This window comes from Thiomonas sp. TH-17 (assembly GCF_057473305.1).
The window spans coordinates 1-1,349 of the sequence record NZ_JBYCKI010000115.1 but is presented as its reverse complement, the minus strand read 5'-3'; the positions used below and the strand labels follow the sequence as shown (position 1 = coordinate 1,349).

2 protein-coding genes are annotated in these 1,349 nt (G+C 65.6%); both read left to right on the top strand.

Translation table 11 applies throughout. The features are described 5' to 3' along the window. The first annotated feature begins 255 nt into the window (after positions 1–255). Entirely contained in the window at positions 256–543 is a 288-nt protein-coding gene (locus tag AC2VLV_RS06955; RefSeq protein ID WP_276705865.1) for an accessory factor UbiK family protein, read from the top strand. Positions 544–552: 9 nt separating this feature from the next. Then, positions 553–1,349 (top strand): magnesium chelatase domain-containing protein (locus AC2VLV_RS06950; RefSeq protein ID WP_486989282.1); only part of this gene is annotated, 797 nt, incomplete at its 3' end.

The window sequence follows — 1,349 nt, the reverse complement described above, 5'->3', positions numbered from 1 at the left end:
TGAAATGCCGGAGAGCATCAGCAGCTTTCGTGCCAGGTCTGTGTGGGGGCTGTCACATCGTTGTCACTTGCTTTACGTTCTGTGAGAAGCGAATTGATGCACCAATAATGTGCGCTCTGATGAATATGCACCCCAGTGGTGCGAATCTTGGCGGGTCGATCCTTGGCGAGACGCAAGAACGCAATGGCCTGTTGCGCGTCCGTCGTGGGAAATCGGTCACAATGCCCCAACCAAAGCCATTTCAGGAGTTCCGCTATGAACGACAGCTTTCGCCAACGCAATACCGCGTTTTTCGACCAGATCGGCCGCTTGATCGAACAGTCGCCGCTGCACGATGCGCAGCGCAATTTGCGTGCACTGGCGCATTCCGCCGCGGGGCGGCTCGATCTGGTGACGCGCGACGAGTTCGACGCCACCCAGCGCATGCTGCTGGCCGCGCGTCAGCAGATCGATACCCTCGAAGCCCAGGTGCGCGAACTGCAGTCCCGGCTGGACAACGGGTCGCAGAGCGCGCCCTCGTCGCCCGAAGACGCCTGGCGCTGACCCGCGCCCATGTCGCTGGCGCAAGTCGCCAGCCGGGCGCTGCTGGGCATGGAGGCGCCACCGGTCACGGTGGAAGTGCATCTCTCGCCCGGTCTGCCCGGCTTCACCATCGTCGGGCTGCCCGAGGCCGAGGTGCGCGAGGCGCGTGACCGCGTGCGCAGCGCGCTCATCAATAGCGGGCTGGGTTTTCCGTCGAACAAGCGCATCGTCGTCAACCTGGCGCCGGCCGATCTGCCCAAGGAGTCCGGCCGTTTCGACCTGCCCATCGCCATCGGACTGCTGGCGGCGCAGGGACTCATTCCAGCGCCGCGTCTTCAGGGGCATACTTTCGCAGGAGAGTTGTCGCTCACCGGGGCGTTGCGGCCCACGCGGGGGGCGCTGGCCATGGCGTGTGCCATCGGGGCGCAAGGGGACGTCGAGACGGCTGAGCCTCGTCTGGTTTTGCCTCAAACCAGTGCTGAGGAGGCGGCTTTGGCGCAGGCCGCGGCTGTTTTTGGTGCGCGTGATTTGCAGGAGGTCGTGGCCTATCTGCTCGAACAGGACGGCGCCGCGCAGCCGGTCACATCTGCCAAGGTTGAGGCCGCGCCTGCCGACGCGCCCGACATGGCCGAAGTGCGCGGCCACAGCGCGGCGAAACGCGCACTGGAAATCGCCGCAGCCGGGGGACATCATGTGCTGATGGTGGGGCCGCCGGGCAGCGGCAAGTCCATGCTGGCGCAGCGCTTTGCCGGATTGTTGCCCGCCTTGACTCGCGCGCAGGCGCTGGAGAGTGCAACGGTGCTCAGCCTGGTGGGGCGCTTCGATCC

Bases quoted from the DNA above. Each gene is read 5' to 3' on its own strand.
- AC2VLV_RS06955 (WP_276705865.1), top strand. From the start codon at position 256: ATGAACGACAGCTTTCGCCAACGCAATACCGCGTTTTTCGACCAGATC.